Origin of the sequence: Pseudomonas sp. Y39-6, from assembly GCF_023651955.1 — a bacterium.
Classification (GTDB): Bacteria; Pseudomonadota; Gammaproteobacteria; order Pseudomonadales; family Pseudomonadaceae; genus Aquipseudomonas; species Aquipseudomonas veronii.
Map to the genome: position 1 here is coordinate 813,080 of NZ_CP069594.1, position 14,785 is coordinate 827,864.

Annotated in this window: 13 protein-coding genes and 1 pseudogene; 3 read left to right on the forward strand and 11 right to left on the reverse strand. The window is 57.4% G+C overall.

The annotated features are described in order from the left end of the window. Positions 1-4: 4 nt before the first annotated feature. The 4 genes and pseudogenes from JN756_RS32305 to JN756_RS03520 form a co-directional block, all read right to left on the reverse strand. Positions 5-799 carry a methyl-accepting chemotaxis protein gene (locus tag JN756_RS32305; RefSeq protein ID WP_390896568.1) on the reverse strand — a complete coding sequence of 265 codons (795 nt, stop codon included), beginning with the start codon at positions 797-799 and terminating at the stop codon, positions 5-7. Positions 800-862: 63 nt separating this feature from the next. After that, positions 863-1,879 (reverse strand): annotated as a pseudogene (locus JN756_RS32310) (HAMP domain-containing protein); the annotation flags it as partial. A 228-nt stretch (positions 1,880-2,107) separates the two neighbouring features. Further along, positions 2,108-3,262: a Fic family protein gene (locus JN756_RS03515; RefSeq protein WP_108525214.1), complete on the reverse strand. Its 1,155-nt coding sequence runs from the start codon at positions 3,260-3,262 to the stop codon at positions 2,108-2,110. Positions 3,263-3,568: 306 nt separating this feature from the next. Further along, entirely contained in the window at positions 3,569-4,087 is a 519-nt protein-coding gene (locus tag JN756_RS03520) for a carboxymuconolactone decarboxylase family protein (protein WP_017844477.1), read from the reverse strand. 129 nt (positions 4,088-4,216) lie between these two features. On the opposite strand from JN756_RS03520, the gene JN756_RS03525 reads away from it, so the two are divergent. Continuing rightward, a complete protein-coding gene (locus JN756_RS03525) occupies positions 4,217-5,041 on the forward strand; it encodes an AraC family transcriptional regulator (protein ID WP_201021783.1) in 825 nt (274 codons plus the stop codon). A gap of 64 nt (positions 5,042-5,105) precedes the next feature. Here the strand turns inward: JN756_RS03525 and JN756_RS03530 are convergent, their stop codons facing one another. After that, a complete protein-coding gene (locus JN756_RS03530; RefSeq protein WP_201021784.1) occupies positions 5,106-5,984 on the reverse strand; it encodes a LysR family transcriptional regulator in 879 nt (292 codons plus the stop codon). Between the two features lie 109 nt (positions 5,985-6,093). Between JN756_RS03530 and JN756_RS03535 the strand changes: the two genes are divergently transcribed. Together JN756_RS03535 and JN756_RS03540 are read left to right on the forward strand one after the other, a co-directional pair. After that, a complete protein-coding gene (locus JN756_RS03535; protein ID WP_201021785.1) occupies positions 6,094-7,095 on the forward strand; it encodes a zinc-dependent alcohol dehydrogenase family protein in 1,002 nt (333 codons plus the stop codon). Positions 7,096-7,526: 431 nt separating this feature from the next. Next, on the forward strand, positions 7,527-8,468 hold the full coding sequence (locus JN756_RS03540) for a DHH family phosphoesterase (RefSeq protein WP_201021786.1): 942 nt from the start codon (positions 7,527-7,529) through the stop codon (positions 8,466-8,468). 150 nt (positions 8,469-8,618) lie between these two features. Here the strand turns inward: JN756_RS03540 and JN756_RS03545 are convergent, their stop codons facing one another. The 6 genes from JN756_RS03545 to JN756_RS03570 all read right to left on the reverse strand — a co-directional run bounded on the left by JN756_RS03545 (position 8,619) and on the right by JN756_RS03570 (position 14,706). Next, positions 8,619-9,107, reverse strand: a complete 489-nt coding sequence (locus tag JN756_RS03545; RefSeq protein WP_017844471.1) for a DUF8788 domain-containing protein — start codon at positions 9,105-9,107, stop codon at positions 8,619-8,621. A gap of 15 nt (positions 9,108-9,122) precedes the next feature. Continuing rightward, positions 9,123-9,539: a DUF8788 domain-containing protein gene (locus JN756_RS03550; RefSeq protein ID WP_017844470.1), complete on the reverse strand. Its 417-nt coding sequence runs from the start codon at positions 9,537-9,539 to the stop codon at positions 9,123-9,125. Positions 9,540-10,078: 539 nt separating this feature from the next. Next, on the reverse strand, positions 10,079-10,465 hold the full coding sequence (locus JN756_RS03555; RefSeq protein WP_177030224.1) for a hypothetical protein: 387 nt from the start codon (positions 10,463-10,465) through the stop codon (positions 10,079-10,081). A gap of 253 nt (positions 10,466-10,718) precedes the next feature. Then, the gene (locus tag JN756_RS03560; RefSeq protein WP_128191640.1) at positions 10,719-13,142 is read right to left on the reverse strand and encodes a TonB-dependent siderophore receptor; all 2,424 of its coding nucleotides are present in this window, start codon (positions 13,140-13,142) and stop codon (positions 10,719-10,721) included. Positions 13,143-13,240: 98 nt separating this feature from the next. Further along, positions 13,241-14,203, reverse strand: a complete 963-nt coding sequence (locus JN756_RS03565; protein ID WP_128191639.1) for a FecR domain-containing protein — start codon at positions 14,201-14,203, stop codon at positions 13,241-13,243. Then, a complete protein-coding gene (locus tag JN756_RS03570; RefSeq protein ID WP_010170977.1) occupies positions 14,200-14,706 on the reverse strand; it encodes a sigma-70 family RNA polymerase sigma factor in 507 nt (168 codons plus the stop codon). The genes JN756_RS03565 and JN756_RS03570 overlap by 4 nt, the downstream gene beginning before the upstream one ends. Positions 14,707-14,785 lie beyond the last annotated feature (79 nt).

Below are 14,785 nucleotides of genomic sequence, written 5' to 3' on the forward strand. Positions count from 1 at the left end.
CCGGTCAGATACGGAAACTGCCCACCAGATGCTTCAAGCGTGCCGCCTGCTGTTCCAGGTCGGCGCAGGCGCGCAGGGTCGATTGCAGGTTTTCCACGCCTTCCTGATTGAGCGTGTTGATTTCGGTGATGTCCATGTTGATCGACTCCACCACCGAGGTCTGCTCCTCGGTGGCGGTGGCGACCGACTGGTTCATCCCATCGATCTCGCCGATGCGCTGGGTCACGCTGCTCAAGCGTTCGCCGACCTGGTTGGCGATCTCTACGCTGTCGAGGCTGTGGCGCTGGCTTTCGCCCATGGTGCTGACCGAATCCCGGGCGCCGACTTGCAGCTCCTCGATCATCGTTTGCACCTGTTGCGCCGACTCCTGGGTGCGGTGCGCCAGGTTGCGCACTTCATCGGCCACCACGGCAAACCCACGCCCGGCGTCACCCGCCCGGGCGGCTTCGATGGCCGCGTTGAGCGCCAGCAGGTTGGTTTGCTGGGAGATGCTGGTGATCACTTCGAGGATCTGCCCGATATTCACCGTTTTGCTGTTCAGCGACTCGATATTCGTACTCGAGGCGCTGAGCATTTCCGACAGCTGATTCATTGCACCGATGTTGCGCTCCACCACTTGCTGACCCTGCTCGGCCATCCCGCGCGCGTCGCTGGCCTGGTGCGAGGCCTCAGCCGCATTACGGGCTATTTCCTGAGCCGCGGCCCCCAGTTCGTTGATGGCGGCGGCCACACTGTTGGTTCGGCTAGCCTGTTCGTCGGAGTTGAGCATGGATGAGTTGGAGGCGCTGACCACGCGCATTGCCACTTCGTTGACGTGCTCAGTCGCCGACGAGACCTCTCGGATCGAGGTGTGAATACGTTCGACAAAACGGTTGAACGCATTGCCCAGCATGCCGAACTCGTCATGCGTGTGGATGACCAGGCGTTTGGTGAGGTCACCTTCGCCTTGGGCAATGTCCTCCATTGCGCGGGTCATCGCGTGCAGCGGTTGGAGCAATACGCGGATCAGCAGACTCAGCAGGACGATGATGATGACCACCGCAACGATGGTGGCAATCACCGCCGAATAGCGGAACTTGCTCAGCGTCGCGTAAGCCTTGTCTTTATCGATAGACAGGCCGATGTACCAGTTGGCCGAAGGGAGACCTTTGATCGGTGCGAAGGTCAGCAAGCGGGCTTGCCCGTTGAACTGGACCTCGGTCAGCTCGCCGGAAAGTTTCGGTGTGTGTGTAGGGTACAAATCCGAAAGCGACTTCATCACCAGCGCTTTGTCCGGATGGACCAGGATCTTGCCCTGATCGTTGACCAGGAAGGCATAGCCCATGCCGCCAAAGTTCAACGAGTTGATGATTTCCACCAGGCCATCCAGCGCCAGATCGCCGCCGACCACACCGATGTTGCTGGAAACCTTGCTGATGACACCAATGACCATCTTGTTGGTGGCCATATCGATATAAGGCTCAGTCAGCATGGCGCCGCTGGCGTTCATACCGTCCTTGTACCAAGCCCGGGAGCGCGGGTCATAGCCATCGGGCATCTTGGTGTTCGGACGAATACTGAAGCTGCCGTCGACCTTGCCTAGGTAGTCGGTGAGAAAACTTGAGGTCAGGACGCTTTCATCCATCAGCGTCTCGGCATTGGCAGGCTCCCTGGCAATGTTCTGCGCCAGGTTCGTCACCAGATTGATCCGCCCCTCCAGCAGGTTGCGAATATTGGTGGAGGTCGACTCACCCATTTCAGCCAAATAGTTTTCCAGGCTGGTGCGGGTGGCATTGCGTTGTAGATAGTCGTTGTACAGCGTGAACAGGGTGAAGGCGAGCATCACTATCAGCGACACGGCCAAAAGAATTTTATGACTGAAACGAAGGCTTTTATTCATGGCGTATTGAGTTCGCTAGGTCTTTTGCGGGGACTGTGGAAGCGTATCGGCTGGAGCCGAGTAAACCTTGAGATGCGAAGAGCCCGATTACTGCGACGGAGGAAGGTAAAGGGGCAAGGAGCGACCGCCAGAAACAACAAAGCCCGCAGGAGGCGGGCTTCTTGAGGGGCGTCATAGACTGCTGCACAGCGGCGGGGGATTTCCGCTCATTCGGTTTTTAATCGATGCTCAGGGTCTTTCCAGCGGCTCAGGTATGAAGCCTTGCTCCCTGAGGGACTTGATTACACCTCGAATGAGATAGTTGTTGGAAAAACCGATCGTGTACTGCCTCGCGCCGGCGTTCAGCGGTAGAAGCATCCCTTGGTCCACCAGCTTTTTGATCAGGTAAGTCCGTTGATTGCTCGACTGCTGTGGGAGTACGGCTGCTACATCTGCCGATTTTACGACCTTCAGTTTTATTGCGGCCAATAGCACTGCTTCCTCTGTCTCCGTGATCCATTTGCGTTCGCGTGCGAAGGCCACGGCAGGCACGAGTATGCATTTGGTCAGGTATGCGTAGTCTGTGAGGCGATCGACTTTCTCCAGCTCCTCACGAACCCCTTCCAGCACGTAGGTACACCACGCCTCCAGTCCGTCCTTTGTTCCTTTGTCGGCGGTGGCAAGCATTGCGTAATAGCGCTCACGATCGTTGCAGAATACGGCCGTAGGATTCAGGACACGGCCGCCGGCGTTGACGTTGAAACCATACTTGATCAGGAGTGCGTAGGTTAGCAGCCTGACCACGCGGCCATTGCCATTGCCGAATGGATGTATCCATCCAAATCTATGGTGAGCGAGCGCAACCTTCATGAGGTCGTATTTCGGGGGGGCTTCGTGATTCACGAATGCGACAAGTTCCTGCATATACGCTTGAACGTGGATGAAGTCAGGAGGCTGGTGATCAGACTGAGATATTCTGACCTCTCCACTGCGATAGGCTCCGGGCGTTTTGTCGCCCTCACGCACCAGATCGTCGACGGTCATCGCGTGCAGCTCTCGAATCATCTGCTCGGTCAGCGCTGCGCCGGGCGCCATGATCCGCTCAATGTAGTCCATCGCCTTTTCAATATTGGCCACCTCGCGCAACGGGTCCGTGTCCTGGGCCTTACCTTCGACCTTGCTGTCTATATAGTCCGCCAACGTCGTGTGGTTGCCTTCTATGCGGGCAGAACCGAGGCTTTCCAGTGCATGGAAAAGCGATTTGAGTTGGTAGAACACCTGCGGCGGCGTATCACCTTCAAGCCTTAGGCGACGCAGATGCTCCAGTTCGCTCAGTACATCGACAAGGTCCGAGTCAAAGGATGGATTGAGAAGCTCAAGGTCGTGATGGATAAATGTAGGCATATGGAAAGATATCTCAAGCCGGCCGAAAGCTTATCTTGAAAAAAATCGGGGAAGCTACCGTAATTAAGGGTGTTTGCTTAGAGTGCGCTAAACATTATCTTGAATTCAGGCTTAAGCTAACTCAAAAATGAACAATGATTAAGTGAGAAATCTCGATGGTTAGCGGAGGGCATGGCGAGGATGTGCTTTCGGCAGGTCTGAATGATGGGGCCTTTGAGCGTCATGAATCGCCGCCAGGCCTTCAAGGTCAGCAACAAGGGCTGACCTTGGTATTGCAGGTGCTGGAAACTGCTACGGAAATAGCCGTTAGTTTGACGATGGCGGGAAGTCGATATCGGTAGCGGCGATGTTGTTCAAATAGTTGGTCAGGGTTAACAGCGTGATCTGTGCCACCACCTCCACGATCTTGCTATCGGTAAGACCGGCGTTGTGCGCTGCGGTGATCTGGGCATCACTCAATTGTCCGCGGCTTTCGGTGATTTGATGCGCCAGAGCCGCGACCGCGCTGAGTGTGCCCATGCGTGCTTTGCCAACGGCCTCCTCGCTCAAGCCAGCCTTGGCCCCAAAGAATGCATGTGCGGCCACGCAGTAGTCGCAACCGTTGACCTCTGACGCAGCGAGGGCAACGACCTCACGCTCAACGGCACTCAGTGAGGTTTTACCCAAGGCCTGAGCGAGGCTCTGGTAACCACTCAATGCGGCCGGGGAGTGAGCCAGGGTTTTAAATACGTTGGGAATAAACCCAAGACCTTTTTGGATACCTTCAAGAGCAGCGCGCGAGCCAGCAGGGGCTTGGTCCAGCGAGAGAGCAGCGATACGAGTCATGGTAATTCTCCAGTAGATTGATTAGCCGGCTTGTCGATCAAGCCTGGTGTCAATATTAGAGAGGCAGACTTTCCTTTCGGATTCAGATCGTCGAACTTATGCAACAGATCGTCTAAATTTGAGCGAGCTATGGACCGATTATCGACACTGCTTAAACACTTCAATCTGCACGCGTCCACGTTTCACCAGGGTGGTTTTTGCGGAACAACCAACCTCTATGGGCAGGGCAGTTTCGGGCATGCACATTTACTGCGTTCGGGACGCCTGGCCCTAAGGGACAAGCGCGGCCAGCTCATTGAGTTGACGGAGCCCAGCCTGATTCTGGCGGTGCGCCCGCAGGAGCATCAGTTGCTGGCGATCGAAGCAGATGAAGCGGAGTTGGTCTGTGCAACCTTGCAATTTGATGGCGGGGCGAATAATCCCCTGACTCTGGCTTTACCGGACTTCATCATCAAGCCACTTCGTGAACTGCAGGGGCTGAGTGGCACCCTCGACTGGCTATTTGAAGAAGCCTTCGGCGACGAGTGTGGCCGTGATGTCATCCTCAACCGTCTGTTCGAGCTGATGGTGATTCAGCTGTTTCGCCACCTCATCGCTAGTCGTAGCATTGCGTCAGGGATGATGGCCGGATTGGCTAATGCTCAGCTGTCCCGCGCGCTTGTAGGCATCCACAACGAACCACAGCGCAATTGGTCCGTGGCGCAATTGGCGGATCGCTCAGGTATGTCACGCGCCAGCTTTGCTGCGCACTTTCGCGAGACGGTGGGTAGTACCCCAGCAGATTATCTGGCGAACTGGCGAATCAGCTTGACGCAGAAACGCCTGCGTGAAGGGCGCCCCATCGCGTTGATTGCCGATGAGGTTGGCTATGAAAGTCCGTCTGCGTTAGCCCGTACTTTTCGGCGCAAAGTTGGTGCAAGCCCGAAGGAATGGCTCCAGCACACTAGGGGATGACGTCTAACCGATTGGTGGCGCAATCGCAGGAATGATCACGGTCCTGGGCTCAGTGTGGAAACCCTCACAGGTGTGCCCGGAGAAAATCGATGAACGCCATCGTCCGCGCTGAATGTCGCCGCTCACGACTGAACACGGCGCTTACAGGCAGCGCGGTGTTCTGATAATCGTTGAGCACACTACGAACGTTGCCTTGTTCGACGTCAGCTGCGAACAGCCATTCTGGAGAAAGAGAAATGCCCAGGCCGCAGAGGACCATTTCACGGATGGCATCGCTGCTGTTGCTGGTGACGTTGCCTTTGATAGCCACATCGAACTCTCCTGCACCGTGCTTGAAGTGCCAGGTGTCATAGTGCTCCAGCAACGTGAAACCGATGCAGTTGTGGCCTGTCAGGTCATCGGGCTCGCGTGGCAGACCGTGTAGATCCAGATAGGCGGGCGCGGCATAGACCCGCCGCGTGCTGGTACCCAGAGACATTGCCACCAATCCCTCGCTCTTGACCGTCCCGATCCGGATCGCAAGGTCGATGTTTTCCTTGAGCAGGTCTTCATTGTAATCGCTCAGCCGCAGGTCAATCCGGACGTCGGGATAGCGCTGCAGAAAAGGCCCTACCAGCGGCGCTATGCACAACCTCCCGTAACTGACCGGTGCCGTTACTCTCAGGGGGCCTGCGATCTGCTCCTGGCCGCAGGCAAAGCTAAGCGTGGCGGTTTCGAGGTGGCCGAGAATTTCTTGGCAGTGGCTGTAGAAGCGTTGGCCCTGGTCGGTCAGGGCCAGGTGCCGGGTGCTGCGGGCGAACAATGGCCCGCCCAGATACTGTTCCAGTGCGCGGACTTGCTTGCTCACTGCCGGCTGCCCCATGTTCAGCTCTCGAGCTACCGCAGAAAACGACCCGCGCTCCACGACGCGTACAAAGATGTGCATGTTGTCGAACAGGTCCATCGGCAATTAGGCCTCTTTGTGGAATAAGTCATATGCAAATTCAGTTTCTTATCGGAACAATGAAAGCGCGGCAACCTGTAAGCGTCCATTCAATCATAGGGTTTGCGTCATGAATCACACCATGCTTGCCGCTATCGCCGAATCTGCCCAGGTCCCTCTGACCGTCCGCCACATCGCTCGCCCTGTTCCAGGTAAAGGGCAGGTCCTGATCAGGGTTCACGCCGCGGGGGTCAATCCTCTCGATACCAAGATCGCGATCGGCGCAGGCGCCCACGCCCGTCAAGAGCTGCCGGCAGTACTCGGCCTGGACCTCGCCGGAACGGTCATCGGACTGGGCGAGGTGGTTGAAGGCTTCACCCCTGGCCAGGAAGTCTTCGGTATGGCCGGCGGGATCGGCGGCGCCCAGGGCACTATGGCCGAGTACATTGCCGTGGATGCACGTCTGATCGCGTTAAAGCCGCACAGACTCGACATGCGTGAGGCGGCCGCATTGCCTTTGGTATTCATTACTGCGTGGGAAGGGTTGGTGGATCGCGCCAATGTCCGTGCAGGTCAACGTGTGCTGATTCATGGCGGCGCAGGCGGGGTCGGCCAAGTGGCTGTGCAACTGGCAAAGGCTCGCGGTGCCGAAGTCTATGCCACCGGTTCGGCGGCGAGTCTCGACTTCATTCGCTCACTGGGTGCAACGGCTATTGACTACCGTGCGCAGCGCGTAGATGACTATGTCGAGCAGCATACGGCGGGGGAAGGTTTCGACATCGTCTACGACACGGTGGGAGGCAGCACCCTGGATGCGGCGTTCAAGGCAGTGAAGCCTTATACCGGGCACGTACTGAGCTGCCTGGGTTGGGGGCAGCACAGCCTCGCGCCGCTGTCGTTTAAAAGCGCAACCTACTCGGGCGTATTTACTCTGACGCCGTTGCTCACAGGCAAGGGGCGCGAAAACCACGGGGCTATCCTGCGCGAGGCCGCCGCGCTGGCAAATGCCGGGCAACTGACGATCCGGATAGATCAGCAGCCATTTGGACTGAATGAAGTCAACGAAGCGTTTCGCCAGGTCGCGGAAGGTCGCGGCAAGGGCAAGACGGTAATCCATTTGGTGAGCGAATAGTCCCCAACGACTTCAACGGTGTGCAGCCCTCCGTGAATGGTTCATACCGCATTACGCACCCACATTCGCCGGTCTTAAAAATGCCTTTATTTTGTCATGTTCCTGCAATGAACCCATGCGAGTTTGGTTGCCGGAAAATAGGACGCAACCGAGTGTTTCAGTGCGCTAATACGCTGTTTTAAATATGGAAAATTGATTTTAATGTCGATGTTTTGTCAGCGCATGGATAAGTCTGAGAGTGGTGGGGGCGGGTGCAAAATCCCATCCAGTGTATTGACGAAGATTCTGTCGCAAGCAGCAGCGGCCACGCTGTGCATTTTCATCGACGAAGAACCGTGTCAATTGGCGTATGAGCGGTTTCTGGAGGGGATCGCCCAAGCGCTGAAGCGGCCTTCGACTGTCTCGACAACTCACGCTGTGGCCCACGTGTCATGAAGGTGGTGACCTCAGGCTCGGCCTACCTGGACATCGACGCGTATGCTTGTTGCATTGCGTACGCCGAGCTGTTGAATCTCCAGGGCGTTGATGCTCGGGCCGTCAGTAGCGCCCCGCTCAATGCCAGCATCTCCAAGACCGTGCTCGGATGGCAATCCTCTCTGGACGATTATCTGCCGAGGGCGGGTGATGAGTTCGTGTTGGTGGATGTCTCCGACTACCAACATTTCGACCCGGCGGTGGTGCTTGAACAGGTGGTGGAGGTCATTGACCATCACCCAGGCTTTGAAAACTATTGGGCGCAGAAGCTCGGATCTGCGGCGGACATCCTGCCGATCGGCGCAGCGGCGACTCTGATTTTTCAGCGTTGGGAGTCGGCAGAGCTGTTGCCGCTGATCAGCAAAAAAAGTGCGGTGTTGCTGGCCACGGCGATTCTGGACAACACCCTGAATTTCACCGGGCAGTTGACCACCCAATCGGATATTCGGGCTTATGAAGCCCTCGCACAGCGGGCGAAACTGGAAGCGGACTGGCCCGAGCGGTATTTCGCCGAGTGCCAAGCCACTATCGAGTCAGACCTGATTGGCGCATTGGCGGTGGATATGAAGCGGCTGAAAGCCGATAGCAACCTGCCGCAGGTTTTTGCGCAGATGGCGGTGTGGGATGCCAGTGCGCTGATCCGAACGCATCGTTCAACGATCGGTCACTGGTTGGCGGCGCAGGGGGGAGACTGGCTGTTGAACGTCATCAGCATCCGCGAGTGCAGAAGCTACTTTCTGGCTGAGCCCTTGGTCAGTCAACAAAAGTTGAGCCAATTGCTGTCGATCGAATGGCATGCCGGAATGGCTGTGCTTGAGCGCGCGCTGCTACGTAAGGAACTGTTGAAGCTGGGCTTGGAGCGCATCTCGGTTATGAGTAAACCCCCTCTGGTTTTGTAGCCACGCCGAAGGGCTGTTTCTGGCCGTTTTCTGCCTGCCGTAACTGCTTGAATCCACCGCCAAAAGACGTCATTCAAAGGTGTCTGGGAACTAGGGGCTATTAGGGGAAGGGGACGGAAGGAGCCACGCTCCTTCCGCGGGTTCAGCTAATCAGTTCGTACCAATGTAGGGGTCCCATTGGATGAAACGTGTCGATGGCCGAAGCCCTCCAGAGGTCACCTTGACCTGGATCTGGTAGGTGGTCTGAGACGATGCGTTGCGAGCCAGGCCCACCCAATAGTTACCCGCGGCACCGACTTGCATCGGGTAGCCATCGCTGCCGAACACACTGCCCTGGGAAATTTGGAAGCCGGTGATGGACACCGTGTCGCCAGCGTTCGGATCGATCGGAACCACCTCGAAGCCGAGGTAGTCCCCGATGTTGCAGTGGGTGCGCAGTTCCAGCGTTCCTTCGCCGCTGCTGTCATTGCTCAGACGATTGTCGAACATGTACACACCGGTGGAAATGTTCCCGCCACCAGTGCCGAGTACATATGCGGTATCGATGGCAATGGTGATTGCGGTTTGCGGATTGGCGATGCCGGCTAGCACCTGCGAATCAGCCGTCCACACCTGGGCAGTACTTTTTTGGCCACTCATTGTCGTGCTCCTTCCTTAGGCAGAGACAGTCACGCTGGGGTTGAGCTTCACGGTGATACCGGAGCCGCCCGCCACCTGTACGTTGAGGGATACCGGGTAGGACGCAGTACCTGCGTTCTGCACGGTGCCGGTGTACGCGCTCGCGTTATCCGAAGCGGTTTGCGGCTGGCCACTGAAGCCCCAGGCGCTCGAGTTACCGAAGGCGGCAATGGAGACCTGCGAGGTCGACTTGGGATTGATCAGGAACACTTGCCAGCAGACATTGCTGCCTTTGGACGCAGCAGTATTCAGGTTGGCGGTGCCTTCGTGGGTGGTGCCAGCAGAGATACGGTTATCGACCAGATAGACCCCAGCGGTGGAGCCATTGGTCACTGCATTGTCGTCGACCCAGATTTGCACCTGGACGTCACAACTGGTGGTAGGAATTGCCATGAGAGAACTCCTTGTAAGGTTTCGACGCAAGCGTCGGGCGTGCCCTATGTCGACCCCACACGCTTACCTGCAGGCGTGGTGCCGAACCACCTTGAGCCTTGTGGTCGCGAGGACCTTGGCAAAGCATCTCGGTCAGGCGAGTGGGAGGATAGACAAAGCAAATAAAGGCAACTTGCCATTACGCTATTGGCAGTAGAGCCATTCGAAATAACTGCCGCGACAGCAGCCTCAAATCGCCTTGGCGAAACCACGGAGTAAAAGGTTCTCGAGATTGCAGGCATGGCAACCTCAATGCCGAAACGGCTGGCGATGACCTTGCGCCCGCTCCTCGGCGGGTCAGTGCATGGCTGTCGAGGTTCTGGGTTAGTCACTGGGGATTGATGGCTAACTTCTGTCGGTCGCGACAGGTAGAAATCGGCCAATTGCTGCCCGTCACTAGCGGCAGAAATCGGCCAAAAGCAGCTCCTCAATTCAGGGGCGTTTTCGTCCGAAAAAACACCATTCGGAAATGTCTGAAAGAGGACGCGCAGGCACCTACCTCAAGGACGATGCAGCCCTGTCGCATCCCGCCAGTACAAGGTTTGTTCGAACTGAAAGCTAATAAGAAAGAAAGCCGAACACGACTGAGATATGGACTGAGCGATTTTATCCAGATCTTCCATAGCCGACTCCCCCTCTGGTTCGGGCCCTTTAATTCTGATGGTGCAACGCACAGCGACAGGGAAGTCGATACCCATTGTATTCTCAGCATAAATCGTAGGGTCATCGAGTACGTCACTGGTACTCAATTTAAGTCCCGAGGTAAATTCAGCGTATAGCCCATTTCCTGCGACCTCTATTTCCCAAGCACCGGCATTCGCAACTGCCTTGCTCAGCGTCGAAATTGTGAGCGTACTATCAGCTTCCAAGCACAGATCAAGACTCATGAATCCTCCCTTTTCCTTGGCTGCACACTTGCACCAAAATTTTTGAGTGCGATCTTCGCGACAGTGTATTTGGCTAGGGGTTTGAATGTCTGCTTTTGGCCGATAGCAGTCAGTTGTCAACACCCTCTATCAGCCGACGTTGTTGAAATATTGAGTACGAAAGCGGTTTTGTCTGGCAATTGCGCTTACTTGCCGATCCGGGCGCCAAGATGGCGCTTGCCAATCGATAATTTTCGCAAGCAAGCACAGCGCCTTACCAGTTGTAACTCACCGATCCGGTCACATTTCGGCGATACCCGTATTTGCAGCTGTCGCCCGTGTAACCGCACTGAGAGACATAGGTTTCGTCGGTCAGGTTGGACGCATTGAGCGACAGTTTCGCCCCGGCATAGGCTGAAGACAGCTTGCCAAGGTCGTAACTCAGGCTGGCGTCAAACAGCATGTAGTGGGGGATGCCTTCGCTATTTTGCGAGTCGATATAGCTCGGGCCGACGTAGCGTACCCCTCCTCCTATCGCCAAGCCCGATAGCGCACCGCTCTGAACGGTGTATTGCGACCACAGCGAGGCCAGTTGTTCAGGGGTATTGCCAGGTTGATTGCCTTTTTCACCGGCCGTATTGCTGCGGGTAATTTCAAGGTGTGAATAGCTGTAGTTGGCCATCAACTCCAGAGCATCGGACAGTTGCGCCTTGCTTTCCAGTTCGATACCGCGCGACTGGATCTCTCCGGTCGCCACCGAGAAACGATTGTTGCCGGGATCTGCCGTCAGTACGTTTTGCCGCGTCAGGTCGAACAGCGAGACAGTCACGTAGCTGTCACTCCCCTTGGGCTGGAATTTGATCCCGACTTCGTACTGGCGGCCAGTTTCGGGTTCGAAGGCACTGCCGTCACGCGCCACCGCCGTGATGTTAGGAAAAAACGACTCGGAATAGCTCGCGTAGGGTGCCACGCCGTTGTCTGCCAGGTACATCACACCGGTCCGCCACGTGAAGGCGTGATCGCGTTGCTTGAGGTCCGCCGCCGTATCGGTGGCGTAATGGATCGTTTTCGAACGTGCCCAGTCTTGACGACCACCCAGGTTGAACACCCAGTGCTCGTCAAATTTGAGCTGTTCCGAGAGATACACACCCGCCTGGTCAAGCTGACGACGCTGGTTGATGTCGTAAAAGGCGTCCAGGTCGCTGTAATCCTGGTGGTAGACCGGCGCATAGATATCCAGCGGATCAACCACGTTGCCACCCCCCAACTGATTGGTGCTGGCGTGTTGCAAATCGATACCGACCAACGTTGTGTGTTCGAAACGGCCGGCGTTCCACTGGGCTTGGAAATGGTTGTCGAGCAGCGCGTTCTTCACCTTTTCGTGGCCCAGATAACCGAAGCGGCCCACGGTGCGCTGGTCGTCATCCAGGCCGTATTGGTAAATCGTGCGTTGCTCCTGATAGGAGCGGCTGTAACGGGCGTTTTGGCGGAATGTCCAGATATCGTTGAGGTGATGCTCAAACTGATAACCCAGCGACCACTGTTCTACATCGTACTTGTCGAAGTCGGGGTCGCCGACAAAGCGATCCGTGGCAATCCGTCCGTAACGCGAGCTGTCGAGGGTGCCCACCCGTGGCAAGGCGTAGTAGCCCAGCACATTGCGGTCTTTTTGAAATGACGCCAGCACCGTCAGCGAGGTGTCTTCCGAGGGGCGCCAACTGATCGCCGGGGCGATGAATTGACGGTCATCACGGGCGTAGTCGATTTGCGTGCCACTCTCTCGCCACAGCCCGGTGAGGCGATAAGTCAGGACGCCATCGTCGGTAAGCGGGCCGCCGAAGTCCGCAGCCAATTGCTTGCGATCAAAACTGCCGGCCTGCATCACCAGTTCATGAAGCGGCTCATCGGTGGGGCGCTTGCTGATCACGTTGACCATGCCGCCCGGTGAGGTTTGACCATAGAGCACGGATGATGGCCCGCGCAGTACTTCCACGCGCTCCAGTCCATAGACTTCACCCACGGCACGGCTCTGGTTGGCAAAGCTGTACTGGCGCAGGCCATCACGGTAGATACCCCCGCCAGTCGTCGCGTCAAAGCCACGGATGCTGATCGTGTCGCGCCGGGTATCGACGCCATTGGCTTCACCATTGACCCCCGCCGTGTAGCGCAGCACCTGCCCGATGCTTTGTGGCTGCTGGGCGTCGATCTGCTTACGGGTGACCACACTGATCGATTGAGGCGTTTCCATGATCGACGTATCGGTCTTGTTGGCACTCATGGTTCGGCTGGCGACCAGGCCGTCGTTGTTGCCCAACGAGGTGTCGTACGCGGTGCCACTGATTGCGGTCGGTGCCAACTCCAGCACGTCGCTGTTGCCCGGTACCAGCAGCAGGCTACCGTCGTCCTGGCGCTCATAAGTCAGCCCCGAGCCGAGCAAGAGCTGCGCCAGGCCGGCCTCAGTACTGAAATCGCCTTGCAGCCCCCGGGTATTCTTGCCGGCCGTGAGCGTCGAGCTGCCCGCCATGGTAATCCCCGCCTGTGCGCCAAAACGCGACAGCGCAGCATCCAGGGGGCCTGCGTCGATGCTGTAATGCTGTGAACTGCCAGCGGCGAAAACCGGCAGGCTGCAAAGCGGTTGCACGCTGAGCAACAACAGCCCAAGCGTACGGGCACGCAGGGCGCGGGAAGGTGAAGTCATACGGGGCTCCTAAGGGGTGACGACCCACCTCTGGCGGGTGGGTGATCCCTATAGGCCAAGCGAGTTTGAAAAAACTATCGCGCAGCGAAAAAAATAATTCAGGCCGGTACGATCGAGACCCAATACCGAGTCATGCGCTCGATACGCACCGGCAGCGTGCGAGCTATCAGCGTCAGTGCCGCATCGGTGTCATCCAGCGAAAAACTGCCTGTGAGGCGTAACCCTGACACCTGCTCATGACTCCGCAAAATACCGGGACGGTAACGCGAGAGCTCGGCCACCAGCGTATCCAGGCGCAGGCGATTCGCTGGCAAAATTCCGCGCAGCCAAGCCTGGGTGACCAGCAGGTCGGCGCGGTTTGGCACGCCGATCCCGAAGCGGTCCACGCGTGCCTGCCATCCTGCCTCAAGCGAGGATGGCGCTTGTTGGCCCCGTGAGTGCACCTGCACCTGGCCTTCCAGCACGGTTACCTGCGTGCCTTGCTGATCATGGCGCACCTGCAAATGCGCTTCGCTACTCTGCAGGATCGCGTCCGGTGTGATTAGTTGCAGCGAGCGCGACTCTGCTCGCACGCGCAAGGCCAACTCACCCTCGATCATTTGGATGCGCCGCACCTGATCAGTGAAATCCAGGTTCACGGCACTGGCCGTGTTCAGCCACAGCGAGCTGCCATCAACCAGCGTCCACTGGTGACGCTCGCCCGTACCTGTACGGTGGTTCGCCAGTGCGGCGCGCACCGGCGTGGAACCCGCGCCTTGCCAGGCAACCCCGCCAACCGCACCAAGGACCAGCAGGCGCTTGAGTACCTGCCGACGTTTCTGCATGTCCGGTCCGGCCGACTCCAGTGCCCTACGCGCGGTGGCATCGCGCAAAAGATTCGCTCCAGGCTGTTGCAACAGCAGCAAGCTGGCGACACGTTGCCAAGCCTGTTCATGCTCATTGCTCGCCTCGCGCCAACGCTGCAATGCGTCCAGATCAGGCGCACTCATAAGCCCGGACTGCATCCTGACAAGCCAATCAATGGCGATATCGCGCACCTGCGGACTAATCTCGGCCCTCATTCGAAACGGCTCGCATAGCAAACACTGAATGCCTTGCCCATGGCTCGTTGCACTTGAGCCACGGTCAGCCCCAACTGCGCAGCGATCTGCGGATACGTGAGGCCGTCGAGCTGAGACATGAAGAAAATCTGCCGTATGCGCTCGGAGAGGCCAATCAGCAGCGAGTCAAGTTGCAACAAGGTTTCGATCACCAGATACCGGTCCTCGGGTGACGATTCCACCCCCTCGGGCCGAGCAGCCAACGCTGCAAGATAAGCCCGCTCAATCTCCTGACGGCGCCAGCGATTGACCAGCAGTCCATTGGCAATCGCCGCTAGAAACGCCATGGGCTGACGCAACTCGCGCACCTGCTGAGGGGCGCGCAGCACGCGGATGAACGTGTCGTGGGCCAAATCCTCGGCGTCGGCACTGTGCCCCAACCGCCGGTTCAGCCAGCCCCGTAGCCAGCCGTGATGATTCTCGTACAACTGTTCGACGGACGATGTTGGGCTGGCATCCTGCATGTAAGGCTCGCACTGCGCGAATGATAATACTTCTCATCCTATTGATCGAGCGGGTGGTTGTACAGTGTTTATCATGTTT

Bases quoted from the DNA above. Each gene is read 5' to 3' on its own strand.
- JN756_RS32305 (WP_390896568.1), bottom strand. From the start codon at position 799: ATGCGCGTGGTCAGCGCCTCCAACTCATCCATGCTCAACTCCGACGAA.
- JN756_RS03515 (WP_108525214.1), bottom strand. From the start codon at position 3,262: ATGCCTACATTTATCCATCACGACCTTGAGCTTCTCAATCCATCCTTT.
- JN756_RS03520 (WP_017844477.1), bottom strand. From the start codon at position 4,087: ATGACTCGTATCGCTGCTCTCTCGCTGGACCAAGCCCCTGCTGGCTCG.
- JN756_RS03525 (WP_201021783.1), top strand. From the start codon at position 4,217: ATGGACCGATTATCGACACTGCTTAAACACTTCAATCTGCACGCGTCC.
- JN756_RS03530 (WP_201021784.1), bottom strand. From the start codon at position 5,984: ATGGACCTGTTCGACAACATGCACATCTTTGTACGCGTCGTGGAGCGC.
- JN756_RS03535 (WP_201021785.1), top strand. From the start codon at position 6,094: ATGAATCACACCATGCTTGCCGCTATCGCCGAATCTGCCCAGGTCCCT.
- JN756_RS03540 (WP_201021786.1), top strand. From the start codon at position 7,527: ATGAAGGTGGTGACCTCAGGCTCGGCCTACCTGGACATCGACGCGTAT.
- JN756_RS03545 (WP_017844471.1), bottom strand. From the start codon at position 9,107: ATGAGTGGCCAAAAAAGTACTGCCCAGGTGTGGACGGCTGATTCGCAG.
- JN756_RS03550 (WP_017844470.1), bottom strand. From the start codon at position 9,539: ATGGCAATTCCTACCACCAGTTGTGACGTCCAGGTGCAAATCTGGGTC.
- JN756_RS03555 (WP_177030224.1), bottom strand. From the start codon at position 10,465: ATGAGTCTTGATCTGTGCTTGGAAGCTGATAGTACGCTCACAATTTCG.
- JN756_RS03560 (WP_128191640.1), bottom strand. From the start codon at position 13,142: ATGACTTCACCTTCCCGCGCCCTGCGTGCCCGTACGCTTGGGCTGTTG.
- JN756_RS03565 (WP_128191639.1), bottom strand. From the start codon at position 14,203: ATGAGGGCCGAGATTAGTCCGCAGGTGCGCGATATCGCCATTGATTGG.
- JN756_RS03570 (WP_010170977.1), bottom strand. From the start codon at position 14,706: ATGCAGGATGCCAGCCCAACATCGTCCGTCGAACAGTTGTACGAGAAT.